Source organism: Streptomyces sp. NBC_01116, assembly GCF_041435495.1.
Lineage (GTDB): Bacteria > Actinomycetota > Actinomycetes > Streptomycetales > Streptomycetaceae > Streptomyces.
Genome location: NZ_CP108644.1, coordinates 2746879 through 2765748, shown reverse-complemented (window position 1 = coordinate 2765748; position 18870 = coordinate 2746879). Strand labels below are relative to the sequence as shown.

At 71.3% G+C, this 18870-nt stretch carries 15 protein-coding genes; 7 read left to right on the top strand and 8 right to left on the bottom strand.

From position 1 onward, the window contains the following. Nucleotides 1–3 precede the first annotated feature (3 nt). The gene (locus tag OG245_RS12000) at nucleotides 4–1176 is read right to left on the bottom strand and encodes an epoxide hydrolase (protein WP_371623506.1); all 1173 of its coding nucleotides are present in this window, start codon (nucleotides 1174–1176) and stop codon (nucleotides 4–6) included. A gap of 146 nt (nucleotides 1177–1322) precedes the next feature. Between OG245_RS12000 and OG245_RS11995 the strand changes: the two genes are divergently transcribed. Next, nucleotides 1323–1886: an ABATE domain-containing protein gene (locus tag OG245_RS11995; protein ID WP_371623505.1), complete on the top strand. Its 564-nt coding sequence runs from the start codon at nucleotides 1323–1325 to the stop codon at nucleotides 1884–1886. 180 nt (nucleotides 1887–2066) lie between these two features. Here the strand turns inward: OG245_RS11995 and OG245_RS11990 are convergent, their stop codons facing one another. Both OG245_RS11990 and OG245_RS11985 read right to left on the bottom strand, forming a co-directional pair. Next, nucleotides 2067–2588 (bottom strand): DUF6584 family protein, encoded by a 522-nt coding sequence (locus OG245_RS11990; RefSeq protein ID WP_371623504.1) that lies wholly within the window; start codon nucleotides 2586–2588, stop codon nucleotides 2067–2069. A gap of 45 nt (nucleotides 2589–2633) precedes the next feature. After that, nucleotides 2634–4304: an MFS transporter gene (locus OG245_RS11985; RefSeq protein WP_371623503.1), complete on the bottom strand. Its 1671-nt coding sequence runs from the start codon at nucleotides 4302–4304 to the stop codon at nucleotides 2634–2636. A 154-nt stretch (nucleotides 4305–4458) separates the two neighbouring features. On the opposite strand from OG245_RS11985, the gene OG245_RS11980 reads away from it, so the two are divergent. From OG245_RS11980 to OG245_RS11970, 3 genes are all read left to right on the top strand, one after another. After that, nucleotides 4459–5043: a MarR family winged helix-turn-helix transcriptional regulator gene (locus OG245_RS11980; protein WP_371623502.1), complete on the top strand. Its 585-nt coding sequence runs from the start codon at nucleotides 4459–4461 to the stop codon at nucleotides 5041–5043. A gap of 140 nt (nucleotides 5044–5183) precedes the next feature. After that, nucleotides 5184–7409 (top strand): ATP-dependent RecD-like DNA helicase, encoded by a 2226-nt coding sequence (locus tag OG245_RS11975; protein WP_371623501.1) that lies wholly within the window; start codon nucleotides 5184–5186, stop codon nucleotides 7407–7409. A 215-nt stretch (nucleotides 7410–7624) separates the two neighbouring features. After that, nucleotides 7625–8923, top strand: coding sequence for a citrate synthase (locus tag OG245_RS11970; protein WP_003969077.1), 1299 nt, complete (start codon nucleotides 7625–7627; stop codon nucleotides 8921–8923). A gap of 535 nt (nucleotides 8924–9458) precedes the next feature. On the opposite strand, the gene OG245_RS11965 is transcribed toward OG245_RS11970, so the two are convergent. The 3 genes from OG245_RS11965 to OG245_RS11955 all read right to left on the bottom strand — a co-directional run bounded on the left by OG245_RS11965 (nucleotide 9459) and on the right by OG245_RS11955 (nucleotide 13192). After that, complete coding sequence (locus OG245_RS11965) at nucleotides 9459–11852, bottom strand: heavy metal translocating P-type ATPase (RefSeq protein WP_371623500.1); 2394 nt, start codon at nucleotides 11850–11852, stop codon at nucleotides 9459–9461. A gap of 105 nt (nucleotides 11853–11957) precedes the next feature. Further along, nucleotides 11958–12275, bottom strand: coding sequence for a heavy-metal-associated domain-containing protein (locus tag OG245_RS11960; RefSeq protein WP_371623499.1), 318 nt, complete (start codon nucleotides 12273–12275; stop codon nucleotides 11958–11960). A gap of 191 nt (nucleotides 12276–12466) precedes the next feature. Then, nucleotides 12467–13192 (bottom strand): TetR family transcriptional regulator, encoded by a 726-nt coding sequence (locus OG245_RS11955; RefSeq protein WP_371623498.1) that lies wholly within the window; start codon nucleotides 13190–13192, stop codon nucleotides 12467–12469. A 158-nt stretch (nucleotides 13193–13350) separates the two neighbouring features. Between OG245_RS11955 and OG245_RS11950 the strand changes: the two genes are divergently transcribed. Together OG245_RS11950 and OG245_RS11945 are read left to right on the top strand one after the other, a co-directional pair. Beyond that, complete coding sequence (locus OG245_RS11950) at nucleotides 13351–15675, top strand: MMPL family transporter (RefSeq protein WP_371623497.1); 2325 nt, start codon at nucleotides 13351–13353, stop codon at nucleotides 15673–15675. A 255-nt stretch (nucleotides 15676–15930) separates the two neighbouring features. After that, complete coding sequence (locus tag OG245_RS11945; protein WP_371623496.1) at nucleotides 15931–16683, top strand: class I SAM-dependent methyltransferase; 753 nt, start codon at nucleotides 15931–15933, stop codon at nucleotides 16681–16683. Between the two features lie 46 nt (nucleotides 16684–16729). On the opposite strand, the gene OG245_RS11940 is transcribed toward OG245_RS11945, so the two are convergent. Continuing rightward, nucleotides 16730–16921: a helix-turn-helix transcriptional regulator gene (locus tag OG245_RS11940; RefSeq protein WP_371623495.1), complete on the bottom strand. Its 192-nt coding sequence runs from the start codon at nucleotides 16919–16921 to the stop codon at nucleotides 16730–16732. A gap of 246 nt (nucleotides 16922–17167) precedes the next feature. Here OG245_RS11940 and OG245_RS11935 point away from each other — a divergent pair, with 246 nt between their 5' ends. Beyond that, entirely contained in the window at nucleotides 17168–17692 is a 525-nt protein-coding gene (locus tag OG245_RS11935; RefSeq protein ID WP_371623494.1) for a DinB family protein, read from the top strand. Between the two features lie 120 nt (nucleotides 17693–17812). Here the strand turns inward: OG245_RS11935 and OG245_RS11930 are convergent, their stop codons facing one another. Next, a complete protein-coding gene (locus OG245_RS11930; protein WP_371623493.1) occupies nucleotides 17813–18739 on the bottom strand; it encodes a sugar phosphate isomerase/epimerase family protein in 927 nt (308 codons plus the stop codon). Between the last annotated feature and the right edge of the window lie 131 nt (nucleotides 18740–18870).

Genomic DNA, 18870 nt, shown 5'->3' with positions numbered 1-18870 from the left:
CGCTCACCGCCGGGCGGCCAGCACCGCCGCGAGACCCTCCCGCAGATCGGCGACGAAGAGTCCGGGCATCTCCAGCGACGGGAAGTGCCCTCCGGCCTCGGGCGACCGCCACCGGACGATGTTCCGGTACCGCTCCTGGGCCCACGGGCGCGGCGTCCTGTCGATGTCGCGCGGATACATGGTGATCGCCGACGGGACGTCGACCCGGAGTTCGGGGTCCAGCGAGTTGTGGCTCTCGTGGTAGATGCGGGCCGCCGACGCGCCCGTCCGCGTCAGCCAGTACAGGGTGACGTTGTCGAGGACGCGGTCCCGGGAGATCGTCTCGAACGGGCTGTCCTCGGTGTCCGACCACTCGGCGAACTTGTCGAGGATCCAGGCGAGCAGCCCGACCGGTGAGTCGACCAGCGCGTAGCCGACGGTCTGCGGCCGGGTCGCCTGCTGCTTGGCGTACGCCGCGCGGTGGCGCCAGAAATGGCGGGTCTCCTCGGTCCACCCGCGCTCGGTCTCCGTCAGGCCCTCCGTGGTCAGGCCGGGCGGGGCCTCCGCGAACGTGGAGTGGACGCCGAGCACGTGGTCCGGGAACCTGCCGCCCAGAACCGTGGTGATGTTGCCGCCCCAGTCGCCGCCATGGGCCAGGAACGTGCTGTGGCCGAGCCGTCCCATCAACTCCACCCACGCGGCCGCGATCCTCTCGGTGCCCCATCCGGTGGTGGTCGGCCGGTCGCTGTATCCGAAGCCCGGCAGCGACGGGGCCACGACGTGGAACGCCGGTGCTTCCGCGTCCTCCGGATCCGCCAACTCGTCCATGACGTGCAGGAATTCGACGACGCTGCCCGGCCAGCCGTGCGTCAGGAGCAGCGGGGTGGCGTCCGGGCGCGCGGACCGGCGGTGCAGGAAGTGGATGCCCAGGCCGTCGATGACCGTACGGAACTGGCCCATGCGGTTGAGGCGCTCCTCGAATGGCCGCCAGTCGTACCCGGTGCGCCAGTACTCCACGACCTCGACGAGGTCGGCGAGCGGAACGCCCTGGTCCCATCGGCGGGGGCCGGGCCCGGCGCCCCGGACCGTCTCGGCCTCCGGCAGTCGCGCCGCGGCCAGCCGGGCCCGCAGATCGTCGAGGTCGGCGTCGGTCGTGTGGGTCTCGTAGGCGTGGACGTCGCTGGTCGGGCGCGGCATGGGGCCTCCTGGCCGTGGTGGGGCCGGCGTCGATCCACCGCGAACCCGTGCTGATCCGCCACCGAACCGACGCCGACTCGTCGTGAACCGGCTAAGACGGTTCTAACAGCTCCCGGCGGCGGGACGCAACCGGCTAAGGTGGTTCCATGCGTGCTGGCTCTCCTGACTTCCGCCTCGGCAACGTGCTGGCGACGAGCTTCACCGGGACCCTGTCGGAGCGTTGCGGCGACGCCGTGGAGCGCATCCCCGTTCCGCAACGGCTCATCGACTGGCTGGCGGTGTACGGCCTCGCCGTGGACTCCTGCACCCCTGCCCAGCTCGACCGCGCCCGGGAACTGAGGGAGTCGGTCCACGCCGCCGCCACGGCCGCCGCGCTGCACGAGCCCCTCCCCGCCGAAGCGGTCCAGGTCATCGGCGACCACAGCATCCGGGGGCGGGCCGCGGCGGTCCTGACGCCCGGGGGAGAGCGGCGCTGGCGGCTCGCCTCCTCCTCCGTGGAGGACGCCCTCAGCGTGATCGCCGCCGACGCGGTCGACGTCATCTCGGGTGTACGGGACGGAAAGCTGGCCCTGTGCGCCTCCCCGACCTGCCGGGCCGCCTTCTTCGACACCAGCCAGAGCCGTACGCGCAAGTGGTGCGACATGAACACGTGCGGCAACCGCCAGAAGAAGGCGCGCTTCAACGCCGGCCGGCGCGCCGACCCGAGCTGAGCAAGCCCGCCCTCCGGAGCGGGGCCCGCCCCACGGGCCCGAGTCCAGGGAGCCGGCCCCCTCGCGGGAGGGAGCGTCGCCCGGGCCCGGGGGCACCACCGCCTCCCGGGCCTGCCGCGCCGGGCCACCGGCCGCCGCGACGGCCCGGCCGCAGCCGTGACCTGTGCGGGACGTGGCCGGTCAGTCGAAGAGGTCGATCAGCCCGTTCACCCAGATCGCCAGGAACGCGATCACCGCGACCGCGCAGCCCACGGCCGCCGCGCTCTCTCCGACGGTCGTGCTCCCGTCCTCGCGGGGGCCGGGCTTCCGCCGCCGGGCCGGGAGACCCTCCCAGTCCAGCGGGCGGCCGATCTCGTCCGACGCCGCGGTACGCAACGACGCCAACTGCTGTGCGGCGAAGGCGGGAACCTCGTCCGGTGACTCCGGGTCGCGCCAGGCGACGGCCACCATCCGGCGCAGATGGGTCGCGTACCGCTCCTCGAAGGCCGCCGTCTCCCGCGGGGCGCGGTCCTCCTCCAGATACATCCAGCGGCCGGCCTCGGCGGCGTCGCCGTACAGGCGGTAGACGGCTGCCAGGCGGCGGCGGGGCTCCGGCTCGTGCGGGTAGGAGGAGACCAGCCCGCGCAGGCGCTGCCTCGCCACCGGTACGCGGCCGGCGGCGAGGTCCGCGTCCACGCGGGCCAGGGTGTCGTTCAGAGGCATGAGGTCATCATGAAGCCGGGAGGGCGGCGCCGACGACCGGGTTGTTCACACGGGTCGCCGCACCGGGCCGTGCGGTGCCTTCGGGTCCGAAGTGCCCCGCTCCTTGCGCGTCTTGCGCGTTCTCGGTGTCGTGGGCGTCCCCGGCTTCCGCGACGACATGAACAGCGTCGCCGCGAGCGCCAGGAGCAGCAGCCCCGCGCAGACGTACCCGGAGACCTGCACACCGACCGCCATCGCCTCGCGGGCCGCCTCCGCCGCCGATGCCGTGCGCGGCTCCGAGGCGAGGGCCCCGATCACCGATCCCGCGCTGTCCGTCACCACGCCCCCGAGACGTTCCGCTTCGTCCACAGGCACGCCGTCCCGGGTGAGCCGGTCGGTCATTCCCGAGGCCAGGGTGCTGAAGAACAGCGTGGTCAGCAGGGCGATACCGAGGGCCGACCCGAGCTCGCGGGCCGCGCTCTGGATGCCCGACGCCTGGCCTCCGCTCCGTTCCGGTACGTCGACGAGGACGATGTTGGTGACCTGCGCCGTGGCGAAGCCGACGCCGATCCCGTACACGAACAACGCGATCGCGATCAGCCACCAGGAGCTGTCCGTGGACGCGATCAGGGCCAGCATCGTCAGCCCGGCGGCCTCCAGGCCCAGGCCGATCCGGACCTGCGCGAGCGCGGGGACCGTCGCGGCCATCGGGAAGCTCGCCCCGGAGGCGGCGAAGCTGCCGGCGGCCAGGGCGACGAGGGCGAGACCGGCCTCGAACGCGCTGTAGCCGAGGGCGAACTGCAACCAGAGCGGCAGCACCGCGATGATGCCGAACTCCCCGAGGCCGACCATCAGCGTGACGAAGTTGCCGTTGCGGAACGAGCGGATGGAGAGCAGCCCGACGTCCATCAGCGGCTCGTCGCCCGCCCGGCTCAGCACGGCCTGCCTGCGCCAGAACACTCCCAGCGCCAGGACGGACAGGAGCAGGGCGACGAACACCGGCGACAGCCCGCCGGACCAGGAGAGGCCGCCGACCTCCAGCGGCTCGGTCGTCATCAGCCAGCCATGGGTACGTCCCTCGATCAGGACGAAGGAGAGGAGACCCAGGCCCACCGCCGACTGCACCGCGCCGACGCCGTCGATACGGCCCCGGGTGCGGGGCGACGCGTCCAGATACCTGAGCACCCCCACCACGATGAGGGCGACCAGCGGGATGTTGATGCCGAAGGCCCACCGCCAGGAGAAGTCGGCGAGCCAACCGCCCAGCAGCGGGCCCACGGCCGCCGCCGCGCCGATGGTCGAGCCCCACACGGCGAACGCCTGGCCGCGCGCCCGGCCCGTGAACGTGGCGTTCAGCAGGGCCAGCGAGGTGGGCAGCATCATCGCCCCGCCGACGCCCTGGACGAACCGGGCGAGGATCAGCGGACCGCCGCCGGGGGCCAGCGCGGCCAGCAGGCTCGTCACGCCGAAGACGGCGAGGCCCAGCAGGAAGATCCGGCGTGCGCCGTACAGGTCGCTGAGGCGCCCGGTGACCAGGAGGAGCGCCGCGAACGTGATCGCGTACGACTCCTGGATCCACTGGGCCTCCGACGAGCCGATGGAGAGGTCCTCGATGATCGGCGCGAGGATCACGTTGACGATCGTCAGGTCGACGACGATCAGGGCCACGCCGAGTGCCACGGCGACGAGGCCGAGCCACTGACGTGCTGTGGGAGGGATTTCCGCTGGTTCGGGCACAGTGCTTCGACTCCCCAAAGTTGCTTTGCCGCAAAGAAAGATACCTTTGCGGCAAAGGTAGATCTGGCGAGGTAGGTTGTCAAAGCAGGCGGTGGGAGACGTGGCCGGAGGGCCCGCGGCGGAACCGGAACCGGAAGAGAGCGGGGCAGCGCCAATGCCGAACGGGCACGGAGCCGACGGAAACGCCACGGCGGACGGGGACGGCGTGGTGGACGCGGGCGGCGCGGTGGGCGGAAGTGCCGCGGCCGACCGCGAGGCGCTGCGCGTCGACCGCGTGATCGACGGCCTGCGCGCCTTCGGGGCCAACTACACCGAGTTCACCCGCCGCTTCGCGACCTGGCTCGGTCTGCACTCCACCGACGCCGCGGCCCTGGTCGAGATCCTCTACGCGGAGGACCAGGGCACACCCCTGTCCCCGGCCCGGCTCAGCGAGCGCGTCTCCCTCTCCTCCGGCGCGACCGCCATCCTCCTCAAGCGGCTCGAACAGGCGGGCCACATCGTCCGCACCCGCGAGAGCGCCGACCGCCGGGTCGTGACCCTGCGCAGCAGCCCCGGCATCCGGCCGAGGGCCATCGCGTTCTTCGGCCCGTACTCCGAGCGGATGGCCGAGGCGATGGCGGCCTACTCCCCGCGCGAGATCCAGCGCTTCGAGGAGTTCCTCGGCACGCTGCGCACCACCATGGACGCCTTGTTGACGGAGGAGTACGAGGGCGGCGGGCCGAGCTTTCCCGCCCCCTGAGGGAGCCCCGACCCGCCTCCGGACGTGAGTCCCCCGCCCCCTGGCGTGAGCCCTGTCGCCTCTGTCGGGAGTTCGGTCGCCCTCTGCCGTGCGTCCCGTCCGTGAACCGCGCTGTCAGCTCCACCCGGTAGCGTCGGGGCATGTCCAACATGGCCGTGCTCGAAGGTGTCCTGGAGCGGATCACGTACGCCAACGAGGAGAACGGGTACACGGTCGCCCGCGTCGACACCGGACGCGGAGCCGGGGACCTCCTCACCGTCGTCGGCGCGCTGCTCGGCGCGCAGGTCGGCGAATCGCTGCGGATGGAGGGCCGTTGGGGCTCGCACGCGCAGTACGGCAAGCAGTTCACCGTGGAGAACTACACCACCGTGCTGCCCGCCACCATCCAGGGCATCCGCCGCTACCTCGGCTCCGGGCTGATCAAGGGGATCGGGCCGGTGATGGCCGACCGGATCACCACCCACTTCGGCGTCGACACCCTCGACATCATCGAGCAGGAGCCGAAGCGCCTCGTCGAGGTCCCCGGCCTCGGCCCCAAACGCACGAAGATGATCGCGACCGCCTGGGAGGAACAGAAGGCGATCAAGGAGGTCATGGTCTTCCTCCAGAGCGTCGAGGTCTCCACCTCCATCGCCGTCCGCATCTACAAGAAGTACGAGGACGCCTCGATCTCCGTCGTGAAGAACCAGCCCTACCGGCTGGCCGCCGACGTCTGGGGCATCGGCTTCCTCACCGCCGACCGGATCGCCCAGGCCGTCGGCATTCCGCACGACAGCCCCGAGCGGGTCAAGGCCGGCCTCCAGTACGCCCTGTCACAGTCCTCCGACCAGGGGCACTGCTACCTCCCCGAGGAGCGGCTCATCGCGGACGGCGTCAAGCTGCTCCAGGTCGACACCGGGCTGGTCATCGAGTGCCTGGCCGAGCTGGCCGCCGATCCGGAGGGCGTCGTACGGGAGAAGGTGCCGTCCCCCGAGGGCGGCGACCCGGTCACCGCCGTCTACCTCGTCCCCTTCCACCGGGCCGAGCTGTCGCTCGCCGGGCAGGTGCGCCGCCTGCTGAACACCGGCGAGGACCGCATGCCGGCCTTCCGGGACGTGGACTGGGACAAGGCCCTGGCCTGGCTCGCCACCCGTACGGGGACCGTTCTCGCGCCCGAGCAGGAACAGGCCGTACGGCTCGCGCTCAGCCGGAAGGTGGCCGTCCTGACCGGCGGCCCCGGCTGCGGGAAGTCGTTCACCGTACGGTCCGTCGTCGAGCTGGCCCGGGCGAAGAAGGCCAAGGTGGTGCTCGCCGCCCCCACCGGGCGTGCCGCCAAACGCCTCTCGGAGCTGACCGGGGCCGAGGCGTCCACCGTGCACCGGCTCCTGGAGCTGAAGCCGGGCGGGGACGCGGCCTACGACCGGGACCGCCCGCTGGACGCCGATCTGGTCGTCGTGGACGAGGCGTCGATGCTCGATCTGCTGCTCGCCAACAAGCTCGTCAAGGCGGTGGCACCCGGTGCCCACCTCCTCCTCGTGGGCGACGTCGACCAACTGCCCTCGGTCGGCGCGGGGGAGGTGCTGGGCGATCTGCTCGCGGAGGGCGGCCCGGTCCCCGCCGTCCGGCTCACCCGGATCTTCCGCCAGGCCCAGCAGTCCGGCGTCGTGACCAACGCCCACCGGATCAACGCCGGACAGCCGCCGCTCACGGAAGGACTGAGCGACTTCTTCCTCTTCGTGGAGGACGAGACGGAGGACGCGGGCAAGCTCGCCGTCGATGTGGCGGCCCGGCGCATTCCGGCCAAGTTCGGCCTCGATCCCCGCCGTGACGTGCAGGTTCTCGCCCCGATGCACCGGGGCCCCGCGGGTGCGGGGCATCTGAACGGGCTGCTCCAGCAGGCCATCACCCCGGCCCGCCCCGACCTGGCCGAGAAGCGGTTCGGCGGCCGGGTCTTCCGGGTCGGCGACAAGGTCACCCAGATCCGCAACAACTACGACAAGGGCGAGAACGGCGTCTTCAACGGCACGGTCGGCGTGGTCACCGGCCTCGACCTGGACGAACAGAAGCTCACCGTCCGCACCGACGAGGACGAGGAGATCGGCTACGACTTCGACGAACTGGACGAGCTGGCCCACGCGTACGCCATGACCATCCACCGCTCCCAGGGCAGCGAGTATCCGGCCGTCGTCATCCCCGTCACCACCAGCGCCTGGATGATGCTCCAGCGCAACCTGCTCTACACGGCCGTGACACGGGCCAAGAAGCTGGTGGTCCTGGTCGGGTCCCGTAAGGCGATCGGCCAGGCGGTCCGCACGGTTTCCGCAGGCAGACGCTGTACGGCACTGGATTTCCGGCTCCGGGGCGGCTCCGGAGAAGACTTCGCGTGAGCCGTGCGCAAAAATGATCGATCAAATCGGTGGGAAACATCACGGAGGTCTTCCGGAACCGCAGTCAAGGGGGCAGGATGAGTAAGTTGGCGGCACTCAGTGCCGCCAATGAGTCCAATGGACGACCCCGAGTGCACTCTCCTGAGCCGAATGGGGGAGGGTGGAAGACAGTCAGGGCACCTCGAAGAAGAGGCACTACGTCGGTGAGGGATGACGTGAGCGAGCACACCAACAACGCTGTAGTACTGCGGTACGGCGACGACGAGTACACCTACCCGGTGATCGACAGCACCGTCGGCGACAAGGGCTTCGACATCGGGAAGCTCCGGGCCAATACCGGCCTGGTGACGCTGGACAGCGGATACGGCAATACCGCCGCCTATAAATCCGCCATCACGTACCTCGACGGTGAGCAGGGCATTCTGCGCTACCGCGGATACCCGATCGAGCAGCTCGCCGAGCGCTCGTCGTTCCTCGAGGTCGCGTACACGCTGATCAACGGTGATCTGCCGAAGGTCGACGAGCTGGCGACCTTCAAGAACGAGATCACCCAGCACACGCTGCTGCACGAGGACGTCAAGCGGTTCTTCGACGGCTTCCCGCGCGACGCCCACCCGATGGCCATGCTGTCCTCGGTCGTCAGCGCGCTGTCCACGTTCTACCAGGACAGCCACAACCCGTTCGACGAGCAGCAGCGTCACCTCTCGACGATCCGCCTCCTGGCGAAGCTCCCGACGATCGCGGCGTACGCCTACAAGAAGTCGATCGGGCACCCCTTCGTCTACCCGCGCAACGACCTCGGGTACGTCGAGAACTTCCTGCGCATGACCTTCTCGGTCCCCGCCCAGGAGTACGAGCTGGACCCGGTCGTCGTCTCGGCGCTGGACAAGCTGCTCATCCTGCACGCGGACCACGAGCAGAACTGTTCGACCTCCACCGTGCGCCTGGTCGGCTCTTCGCAGGCGAACATGTTCGCCTCGATCTCCGCCGGCATCTCGGCGCTGTGGGGCCCCCTGCACGGTGGCGCCAACCAGTCGGTGCTGGAGATGCTGGAAGGCATCCAGGCCAACGGCGGCGACGTCGACTCCTTCATCCGCAAGGTGAAGAACAAGGAGGACGGCGTCCGCCTGATGGGCTTCGGCCACCGGGTGTACAAGTCCTTCGACCCGCGCGCCAAGATCATCAAGGCTGCCGCGCACGACGTGCTGTCCGCGCTCGGCAAGTCCGACGAGCTGCTCGACATCGCGCTCAAGCTGGAGGAGCACGCGCTCTCCGACGACTACTTCGTCTCGCGCAACCTCTACCCCAACGTGGACTTCTACACCGGCCTCATCTACCGGGCCATGGGCTTCCCGACCGAGATGTTCACCGTGCTCTTCGCGCTCGGCCGCCTTCCCGGCTGGATCGCCCAGTGGCACGAGATGATCAAGGAGCCGGGTTCCCGCATCGGCCGCCCGCGTCAGATCTACACCGGCGAGGTCCTGCGCGACTTCGTCCCGGTCGAGGGCCGCTGACCCGGACCTCGGAACCTTCTGTAGTGCCCGGCCTCTTCGGCCGACTGCCTTCGCCCCGCGTACCGCGCTTCGCACAGAGCGCGGTGTCCGGGGCGATTCGGCGTTGTACGGGCTGTGGCCGCACGCGGGGCGCGTACGGGGCGTGAGCCCGGCCCGGCCCGTGCGGCGGGACGTGCGTGGCGCTTGAGCGGGCTGGAAAGCGAGAAACACCCCGCCGCCGATCCCCCCACGGGTCGACGGTCGGGGCGTTTCCCATATCCCGGAGCGGATTCCCCCCACGGGATCCGGCCGGGCGTCTGTAGGGAGCCGAAGCTCCCGTTGTTCGGTTGTGCCGCGGTCCGCCGGGGTACGTACGCACGGGAGGGCCGCTCAAAGCTCCCCGGTGCACGTGCCCCGGCCAACGCTTGCCACAGGAGCGTCCCCCAAGACACTCCATCGGACGTCCCCCAAGACGTCCTTGGCTCGCACTCTAAGACTCGCGAACCCACCGGATGGTTACCCTGAAACCGGTGTGATCTAAATCTCTTTGTGGAAGTTACGTGAAGGCACGCAACCGTAGGCTGTTCGTGACGACGAACACGGACGAAAACGCCATGGCGGCTCCCGCGATCATAGGGTTGAGCAGGCCACTTGCAGCCAGGGGCAAGGCCGCGACGTTGTACCCGAAGGCCCAGAAGAGGTTGCCCCTGATGGTGGCCAGCGTACGCCTGGAGAGGCGGATTGCGTCAGCCGTCACCTTGAGATCTCCACGAACCAGCGTGAGGTCGCTCGCCTCGATCGCCGCATCCGTCCCGGTGCCCATCGCCAGCCCCAGGTCCGCCGTGGCGAGGGCGGCCGCGTCGTTGACCCCGTCGCCGACCATCGCGACGACCCGGCCCTCGGCCTGAAGGCGCTTCACGACGTTCACCTTGTCCTCGGGAAGCACCTCCGCGTGGACCTCGTCGATGCCCACCTCGCGGGCCACGGCCTCCGCCACCGCCCGGTTGTCTCCGGTCAGCAGGACGGGCCTCAGCCCCAGCGCGCGCAGCTCGCGCACGGCGGCGGCGCTGCTGCCCTTGACCGCGTCCGCCACCCCGAACACGCCCCGCGCCTCCCCGTCCCAGGCCACGACGACCGCCGTACGGCCGTGCTCCCCGGCCTCCGCCAGGGCCCCCGACAACGCGGGCGGGAGAGGGATCGCCGCGTCGGCGAGGAGGCGGGGCCGCCCGACGAGGACGGCGTGGCCCTCGACGATGCCCTGGACGCCGAGTCCGGGGATGTTCTGGAAGTCCTCGGGGGTGGGGAGGGGGCCGGTGGTGTTGGTGGCGGCGGTGGCGACGGCTTGGGCGATGGGGTGTTCGGAGGCGTTCTCGAGTGCTCCGGCGAGGCGGAGGACTTCGGTTTTGGTGGTGGTGGGGGTGGTGTGGGTGGTCTGGAGGGTCATGCGGCCGGTGGTGACGGTGCCGGTCTTGTCGAGGACGATGGTGTCGGCGCGGCGGGTGGTCTCCAGGACTTCGGGGCCCTTGATGAGGATGCCGAGTTGTGCGCCGCGGCCGGTGCCGACCATGAGGGCGGTGGGTGTGGCGAGGCCGAGGGCGCAGGGGCAGGCGATGATGAGGACGGCGACGGCGGCGGTGAAGGCGGCGGTGGGTCCGGCGCCGTTGCCGAGCCAGAAGCCGAGGGTGGCGAGGGCGAGGGCGATGACGATGGGGACGAAGACGGCGGAGATGCGGTCGGCGAGGCGTTGTGCGGAGGCCTTGCCGTTCTGGGCGTCCTCGACGAGGCGGGCCATGCGGGCGAGTTGGGTGTCGGCGCCGATGCGGGTGGCTTCGACGACGAGGCGGCCTCCGGCGTTGAGGGTGGCTCCGGTGACGGTGTCGCCGGCGGTGACCTCGACGGGTACGGACTCGCCGGTGAGCATGGAGGCGTCCACGGCGGAGGAGCCCTCGACCACGGTCCCGTCCGTCGCGATCTTCTCCCCGGGACGGACCAGGAAACGGTCGCCCACGACGAGCGTGCTCGCCGGGACGCGGACCTCCCGGCCGTCCCTGAGTACGGAGACGTCCTTGGCGCCCAGGTCCATCAGCGCCCGCAGGGCCGCCCCGGACCTCCGCTTGGCGCGGGCCTCCAGGTAGCGGCCGAGCAGGATGAACGTGACGACCCCGGCCGCCACCTCCAGGTAGATCGTCGAGCCGGCGTCGGCGCGCGGGACGGTGAGGTCGAAGACGTGGCGCATGCCGGGCATGCCCGCGTCGCCGAGGAACAGGGCCCACAGCGACCAGCCGAACGCGGCGAGCGTGCCGAGCGAGACCAGCGTGTCCATCGTGGCGGCGCCGTGCCGGAGGTTGGTCCACGCGGCGCGGTGGAAGGGCAGCCCGCCCCAGACGACGACGGGCGCGGCCAGGGTGAGGCTGAGCCACTGCCAGTGGTCGAACTGGAAGGCCGGGACCATGGCGAGCAGGACGACGGGGACGGCGAGCACGGCGGACACGACGAGGCGGTGCCGGATCGCGCCGACGGAGGCGTCACGGTCCGCCCCGGCGTCGCGGGCGGCAGGGTCCGGGGCGGGCCCCGGGGCCACGGCGGGACCGGCGCCCGTGCCCGTGGCGGAGCCCGTACCGCGGGTCTCCTCGGCGTACGTGTCCGGGGCGGCGGTCGGAGGAGTGGTGGTGCCGTCCTCTGCCGGTGCCTGCCGTTCCGCCTGTACGACGGGACGGGCCGTGTAGCCGGTCTTCTCGACCGTGGCGACGAGATCCCCCAGCTTCAGCCCTTCCCCGAAGGTGACGCGGGCCTTCTCGGTCGCGTAGTTCACCGTGGCGGTGACGCCGTCCATCCGGTTGAGCTTCTTCTCGACGCGGGCCGCGCACGAGGCGCAGGTCATCCCGCCGATCATGAGCTCGGCCTCGGAGGCGTCGGCGGCCGGGAAATCGGCTGCTGCTGTGCTGGCCATGTTCCGGAACTCCTGGGAAACGCGGATCGGGCCGTACCCCACCAGTATCGACTGGTGAGGCACGGCCCGACGGCGAACGGGGGTGGCGGCTGCTCCGGCCGGCCTTCAGGCGGCCGGGCCGAGGAGCTCGTACCCGGCCTCGTCGACGGCGGCGCGGACGGCGTCCTCGGCCAGCGGGGCCTTGGAGGTGACGGTGACCAGGCCGGTGGCGGCGACGGCGGCGACCGAGGACACGCCGGCGATCCCGGAGATCTCCTCCGAAACGGCGCCCTCGCAGTGGCCGCAGGTCATGCCCTTGACCTGGTACACGGTGGTGACCGAGTCGGTCTGCCCGATCTGCACGTCGGCCGCACCGTCGTGGCAGGAACCGGTGGGCGAGCAGCAGGAACCGGTGGACTGGGTGGTCTCTGTCTCGGCGGTCATGACGTTCTCCTCTTCGCGAACACGTTACGGCGGCGTGGCGGGGCGCAGGGGGCCGTGGAGGACTCCCCGGCGTTCCGTCGTCTCACACTATACCCCTAGGGGGTATAAATGCGATCCGGCGGTGTCGTGTGCCGGTCCCGTGTTCGTCGATGGCGTGTGCGGGGCGCGCGTGGTGTGCGTGCGAGGGGCGCCTACGGCGCGTGCGGGGTCCCGTGTCGCACCTCGTCGCCGACCAGGGGATCCAGGTAGCGGAACATGATCGTCTTCAGCTCCTGGATGTAGGCCGCGCGTTCCTCGCCCTCGTGGGCCATGATCAGGTCCAGTCCGGCCTTGAAGAGCATGAAGGTCATGTCGGCGATGCGGTGGACCTGGCCGGCCGGCACGTCCGGGAGGTAGCCGGCGAGCACCGATTCGACCCGCGTCAGCATCGTGGCGTGCAGCGTGTCGTGCTCCTCGGTGATCCGGCCGGGGATCTCCGAGCCGTGCATCAGGACCGAGAAGGCCGGGTTCTCGCAGTTGAAGGCGATCAGCGGGTCGAGGACGGCGTCCAGCATGCGGTCGAGCGGCAGCTCGACATGGCTCTGGGTGAGGGCGGCGCCGTAGGTGTCCCGCCAGCGGTTGAGCAGCTGGTCGCCCAGCTCGACCGCGATGGCCTCCTTGTTCGGGAAGAACTGGTAGAGCGTGCCCGGCGACACCCCTGCCTCGCGGGCGATGGCGTTGGTGCTCGACGCGGTGTAGCCGCTGGTGCAGAAGACGCTCGCGGCGGCCCGGAGCAGTTGGGCGATACGGGCCTCGCCGCGGGCCTGGCGGCGGCGCGGGCGGGCGGATCCCGGCGTTCCGTCGGCTGCGGCGGCGGCGGTGGATCCGCCGTCCGCTCCGTCCGCCGCGGCGCCCTTGGTGGCTCTGGCCTCCGACACGGTCAATCCCCAGCTCTCGTGATGCGGTTGACAAACGCGAGTGGTCGCTCGCATTCTAGTGAAACGCGAGCGACTACTCGTGTTTGCCAGGGTAAGTGGCAACGGCCGACCCATGCTGCCCTGTGCCGCCCGGGTCTCGGTGAAGGGGACACCGCACCATGTCCGAAGTCAACCGTTCCGCCCCGCCGCCGGTCGGCGGCTGGACGCGGTTCGTCACCGCCCGACCGCGGTTCGCGCTGCTGGCCGCGCTGGTGATCACCGCGCTCGCCGTGTTCGCGGGGAGCGGGGTGGCGGACCGGATGGGCAGCGGCGGCTGGCAGGCCCCCGACGCCGAGTCGACCTACGCGACCGAGGTGCTGGCGCGGGAGTTCCCCGCCTCCCAGCCCAACCTGCTCCTGCTGGTGGACAGCGGCTCCGCGACGGTCGACGACCCGGCGGTGGCGGCCGAAGCCGCCCGCCTGGTCGAGCGGCTGAAGGCCGAGCCGGGGATCTCGGGCATCGGGTCCTACTGGGAGACCGGGGCACCCGCCCTGCGCTCCGAGGACGGTCACGAGGCGGTCATCGCCGCCCGGATCGGTGGCGACGAGAAGACCGCCGGCGAGACCCTCGACCGGATGGCCCCCGCCTTCGCGGGGGAGCGGGGGCCCGTGACGGTCTCCCTCGGCGGGCCCGTCGCGGTGCAGCACGAGATGCAGACGATCATCCAGGAGGATCTGCTGCGGGCCGAGCTGATCGCCCTGCCGGTGACGCTCGTCCTGCTGGTCATGGTCTTCGGCAGCGCCGTCGCCGCGATGCTGCCGCTCGGTGTCGGCATCGTCGCCATCCTCGGCACCAACGCCGTGCTGCGAGGGCTGACGGAGTTCACCGACGTCTCGGTCTTCGCCATGAACCTCACCACGGCGCTCGGCCTCGGACTCGCCATCGACTACGCCCTGTTCATCGTCCGCCGCTTCCGCGAGGAGCTGGCCGGCGGGGCGGACCCCCGGACCGCGGTGGGCACGACGCTGCGGACCGCCGGGCGTACGGTGCTGTTCTCGGCGCTGACCGTGGCGGTGTCCCTGTCGGCCATGCTCGTCTTCCCGCAGTACTTCCTGCGGTCCTTCGCCTACGCCGGCATCGCCGTGGTCCTCCTGGCCGCCGCTGCCGCACTGATCCTGCTGCCCGCGGCACTCGTGCTGCTCGGCCACCGGATCGACGCGCTCGACCTGCGCCGGCTGTTCCGCCGCCGGAAGGAGAGGGCCGGGGGCCCGGGGGAGGAGGCGTCGCCCGGCCGGGGCTGGGCGCGGCTGGCCGTGCTGGTGATGCGCAGGGCGCCCCTCTTCGCCGTCGTCACCACCGTCGGGCTCCTGCTGCTCGGACTGCCCTTCCTGGGCGTCAGGTTCGGCACGGCGGACGACCGCCAGCTGCCGGCCTCGGCGGAGTCCCGGGTCGTTCAGGAACACATCCGCGAAGGGTTCCCCGGCAGCCCCGGCGGAGGCCTGGAGGTGCTGGCCGAGGGGCAGGGCTCCCCCGCCGCGTACGCGGACCTGAAGGACCGGATCGAGCAGCTCCCCGGAGTCCTGCGGGTCGACGGCCCGGTCACCGGGGACTCCGTGGCCTACTACAGCGTGCTGCCCGAGGGAGAAGCCGTCGGCGAGCAGACCCAGCAGCTCGTACGGGACCTGAGGGCCGTGCCCTCCGCCTCCTCCCTCGACACCTCGGTCACGGGCACGGCGGCGGTCCTCGTCGACTCCAAGGACGCCATAGCCGACCGGCTGCCCTGGGCGGTGGGGATCATCGTGGTGGTCACCCTGCTCCTGGTCTTCCTGCTCACCGGCAGTGTGCTCATCCCGCTCCAGGCGGTCGTGCTCAACGCCCTCAGCCTGACCGCGATGTTCGGGGCGGTGGTCTGGGTCTTCCAGGACGGGAATCTCTCCGGGCTGCTCGTCTTCACCAGCACGGGCGACATCGAGACGACGCTGCCCGTCCTGATGTTCTGCGTCGCCTTCGGACTCTCCATGGACTACGGGGTCTTCCTGATATCCCGGATCAAGGAGGAGCACGACCGCACCGGCGACCACGAGCACTCCGTCACCTTCGGACTCCGGCACACCGGCGGACTGATCACCGCGGCCGCCGTGATCCTCGCGGTCGTGATGGTGGCCATCGGCACCTCGCGGGTCACCAACACCAAGATGCTGGGACTCGGCATCGCCCTGGCCGTCCTGATGGACGCCATGGTGGTGCGCGGTCTGCTGGTCCCCTCGGTGATGAAGCTGATGGGCCGCTCCACCTGGTGGGCCCCCGCACCCCTGCGGGCCTTCCACCGCAGGTTCGGCCTCAGCGAAGGGGAGGCGGCCGGCGCCGCCGCTCCGGAGGCTCGGGGCGGCCGGGGCGGCCGGGGCGGCGCCGGGGAGGAGGAGTCCACGATGCCCCTGATGCCCAGGGCGGATGCCGCCTCCGGGACGGACGCGGCGACGCCCGCCGAACCGGCGAGACGCTGACAGACGCCCCTGGGGCGCGAGGGCGGGGAATGCGCGGGAATCCGTTCGGAAACAGCCCTCGGGGAGCCCCGAAACACCCTCGGAGAGGGCCCCGGAGGGCCCGCGGGGCACCGAACGGGTGGAGGCCGGGGGCCGGTCTCCACCCCTCGCCCCGGACGGCTTCAGGAGTCCGCCGGCGGCATCGATAGAAGGCTGCTGACCTGGGATTTCATGCTCCGACTGCCTAGAATTGCCCCATCGGAGAAGGGGGCCCGGATGGACCGGAACGTGACCACGACGGACGATGTGCTGGCGCTGATGGACGGGCTGTTCGCCCCTGCCGCGGACCGATGGACAGCCAACGGGGCGTCCTGGTGGGACGACTTCTACGCGGACCGTTCCAAGGCGGTGCCGTTCTTCGTGGACAAGCCCGACGAGAACCTGGACGCGTATCTCCGCCAAGGGCTGATCGCCCCGGGCCGTGCGCTCGACCTCGGCTGCGGCCCCGGCCGCAACGCGCTGCACCTGGCCTCGCTCGGCTTCGACGTCGACGCGGTCGACCTCTCCCCGGAGGCGATCGCCTGGGCCCGGGAACGAGCGGACGGGGCAGGGGCCCACGCCATCGAGTTCCACCGCGGTGACGCGTTCGCGCTGACCGAGGAAGGGGCCGCCCTCGCCGGGCCCTACGACCTGATCTACGACTCCGGCTGTTTCCACCACCTGCCGCCCCATCGCCGCATCAGCTATCTCGCCCTCCTGGAGCGTTGCCTCGCGCCCGGCGGCCACTTCGCGCTCACCTGCTTCGCCGCCGGGGAGGGCGGGATGGGCTCCGAACTGCCGGACGCCGAGCTCTACCGGACGGGCGGCCTGCAGGGCGGGCTCGCCTACTCGCCCGAGGCGCTGCGCCGCGTCTTCTCCGGTCTGACGGAGATCGAGCTGCGCCGGATGCGCGACGAGGCCCCCCGATCCCCGCACTTCGGGGAGCCGTTCCTCTGGACAGCCCTCTTCCGGGCGCCCGCCCGGAGCTGACGGGCGCGGGCCCGTGCGGGTCCGGGGTGCCGTGCCGGCCGGGGTGTCAGCGGCCCCGGTTGCGGGGGCGGGAGGCGACCCAGGCGCGGACAGTGTCTCCGTACCAGTACGGCTTCCCGTTGTTCACCTGGTCGGGCGGGGGCAGGAGCCCGTGCTTGCGATAGGAGCGGACGGTGTCCGGCCGGACCTGGATGTGCGCGGCAATGTCCTTGTAGGACCAGAGCGATTCGTCGGTCATCGGTGACACCTCTCAGCGCTTCTCTGCTCTGCTGCGCTCCGCAGCACAGGCTGACGATCACTCGGCCCGTGCTCGGTGGAACGATCACGGACGGCAGCGGCGTGGGGCTGTCGACCGGCTGTGACAGAAATCCGACGTAACCGATACACATGCATCGAAACAGTTACGGACATGGCGGAAGGGTCGAACCAGGTCCAGTGGTGCGAAGCGCGGCCGTTGTCGGACCCGGCTGCCACGATGGAGACCATGAGCACCTCCGAACGCCCGATGCCCCCGCTGGTCGCCGACGAACGCACCTCCTTGGAGAGTTGGCTCGACTTCTACCGCGCCACTCTCGCCCAGAAGTGCGCGGACCTGCCCGAGGAGGGGCTGCGCGAGGCGTCCGCCGCGCCTTCGCCGATCACCCTGCTCGGACTGCTCCAGCACCTGGCGGAGGTCGAGCGGAACTGGTTCCGTCGCGTGCTCGCGCAGGAGGACGCCCCGCCGGTCCTCGCGCCCCCGGCCGGCGGCGGGGACGGCGCCGAGGGCCGTGACGGCGGGTGGGATCTCGCCGAGGACGCCACCTACGAGCAGGCGCTCGCGCGGTGGGAGGCCGAGGTGGCACGGGCCCGGCAGAACTGCGCGGCCCGGGCGCTCGACGACACCAGCCCGTTCATGGGCGCGCAGGTCACGCTGCGGTGGATCTACACCCACATGATCGGCGAGTACGCCCGGCACTGCGGTCATGCCGACCTGGTGCGCGAGCGCGTCGACGGACGCACGGGAGTCTGACCCGGGGCCGCCGGTGCCGCCGGTGCAGCTGGGGTAGTCGGGGCGGTTGAGGCGACTGGGGCGCCCGGGCCTGCCGGGGCCGCCCGCCGGGCCCGGTGAGCGCCGACAGGCCCTGCGGGCTCAGGTCGTGGTGCCGGGCCTTCCGCAGGAGCGGAGGAACTCCCGGGTGCGGCGGGCGATCGGGAACGGCTTGTCCGGCGGGCACGGATACATGTCCTGCTCCACGATCGCGAACAGATCGACGTCCAGGGCGCGGGCCGCCTCCAGGACCGGTTCCAGGGCGGGGACCCCGCCGGGCGGCTCGCACATCACGCCCCTGGCCACCGCCGGGCCGAACGGCACCTCGTCCGCCACCACCGCCGCCAGGATCTCCGGATCGACCTGCTTGAGGTGGAGGTAGCCGATGCGCTCCCCGTACGTCTCGATGAGCTTGACGCTGTCGCCGCCGCAGTAGGCGTAGTGCCCGGTGTCCAGGCAGAGCGAGACGAGATCCGGATCGGTGGCGTCGAGGAAGCGGCTGACGTTCTCCTCGGTGTCGATGTGGGTGTCGGCGTGCGGGTGGACGACGATGCGCAGCCCGAAGCGCTCCCGGACCTCCCGGCCCAGCCGCTCCGTCTGCGCGGTCAGATCACGCCACTGCGCGGGTGTGAGCACCCGGTCCTCCAGCACCTCGCCCGTCTTGTCGTCGCGCCAGAAGGACGGGATGACGACCAGGTGTTCGGCGCCCATGGCCCGGGTCAGCCCGGCGATGTCCGCGACATGCGCCCACGTCCGGTCCCAGACGTCCGGGCCGTGGTGCAATCCGGTGAAGACGGTCCCGGCGGAGACCGTGAGCCCCCGGTCGCGGGTCTCGTCGGCCAGCCGGGCCGGGTCGGTGGGCAGATAGCCGTACGGGCCGAGCTCGATCCACGCGTACCCGGCCTCGGCCACCTCGTCGAGGAAGCGCCGCCACGGCACCTGCTTCGGGTCGTCGGGGAACCACACACCCCAGGAGTCGGGGGCCGAGCCGATGCGGATGCGGGCCGGGGAGCGGACGGAGGGGGTCATAACGCCCAGCCTCAGGGTCCGCGCGGAAGAGTGTCAAGGGCACGTCCGAATGTCCGGACAAAATATTGACAGGGTTCCCGGGAGGGGACTAGACCTGGGACCAGCCGGCCACCGGTGGGTCGAAGGGATGG

Bases quoted from the DNA above. Each gene is read 5' to 3' on its own strand.
- OG245_RS12000 (WP_371623506.1), bottom strand. From the start codon at position 1,176: ATGCCGCGCCCGACCAGCGACGTCCACGCCTACGAGACCCACACGACC.
- OG245_RS11995 (WP_371623505.1), top strand. From the start codon at position 1,323: ATGCGTGCTGGCTCTCCTGACTTCCGCCTCGGCAACGTGCTGGCGACG.
- OG245_RS11990 (WP_371623504.1), bottom strand. From the start codon at position 2,588: ATGCCTCTGAACGACACCCTGGCCCGCGTGGACGCGGACCTCGCCGCC.
- OG245_RS11980 (WP_371623502.1), top strand. From the start codon at position 4,459: ATGCCGAACGGGCACGGAGCCGACGGAAACGCCACGGCGGACGGGGAC.
- OG245_RS11975 (WP_371623501.1), top strand. From the start codon at position 5,184: ATGTCCAACATGGCCGTGCTCGAAGGTGTCCTGGAGCGGATCACGTAC.
- OG245_RS11965 (WP_371623500.1), bottom strand. From the start codon at position 11,852: ATGGCCAGCACAGCAGCAGCCGATTTCCCGGCCGCCGACGCCTCCGAG.
- OG245_RS11960 (WP_371623499.1), bottom strand. From the start codon at position 12,275: ATGACCGCCGAGACAGAGACCACCCAGTCCACCGGTTCCTGCTGCTCG.
- OG245_RS11950 (WP_371623497.1), top strand. From the start codon at position 13,351: ATGTCCGAAGTCAACCGTTCCGCCCCGCCGCCGGTCGGCGGCTGGACG.
- OG245_RS11945 (WP_371623496.1), top strand. From the start codon at position 15,931: ATGGACCGGAACGTGACCACGACGGACGATGTGCTGGCGCTGATGGAC.
- OG245_RS11940 (WP_371623495.1), bottom strand. From the start codon at position 16,921: ATGACCGACGAATCGCTCTGGTCCTACAAGGACATTGCCGCGCACATC.
- OG245_RS11935 (WP_371623494.1), top strand. From the start codon at position 17,168: ATGAGCACCTCCGAACGCCCGATGCCCCCGCTGGTCGCCGACGAACGC.
- OG245_RS11930 (WP_371623493.1), bottom strand. From the start codon at position 18,739: ATGACCCCCTCCGTCCGCTCCCCGGCCCGCATCCGCATCGGCTCGGCC.